The organism is Plebeiibacterium sediminum (genome assembly GCF_026013605.1).
Lineage (GTDB): Bacteria > Bacteroidota > Bacteroidia > Bacteroidales > Marinilabiliaceae > Saccharicrinis > Saccharicrinis sediminus.
In genome coordinates this window covers 1-377 of record NZ_JAPDPJ010000368.1, presented here as the reverse complement: position 1 = coordinate 377, position 377 = coordinate 1, and the positions used below count along the sequence as shown (strand labels likewise).

At 36.9% G+C, this 377-nt stretch carries 1 pseudogene; it reads right to left on the bottom strand.

What is annotated here, in order from left to right:
* Nucleotides 1-377: pseudogene (locus tag OM075_RS26740) on the bottom strand (OmpA family protein); the annotation flags it as partial.

The window sequence follows — 377 nt, the reverse complement described above, 5'->3', positions numbered from 1 at the left end:
GCTACTAAGCCTCCTTTTAAATCCTGGAATTGAACCGGACTATTCGAAATAACTGCTTTTGTATTTTTATTGATGAGTTTACCCATTAATCCCTTTTGAAACGAAACATCTTTCAACACAGTAAATCGGTAAATATCATCATCACCTTTACCTCCCTCACGATTGGAAGAAAGATATCCATGTTTTCCTTCAGTATCCAGATACACACCAAAATCATCCTTTTCAGTATTTACAGGATAGCCCATATTTTTAACCTGATAGCCCTGAGCTGTTTTTTCGGCGATAAAGATATCCAGTCCACCAACACCTACATGACCATTGGAAGCAAAATATAAACGACCACTCTGATGAATAAAAGGAAACATTTCATCTCCTTC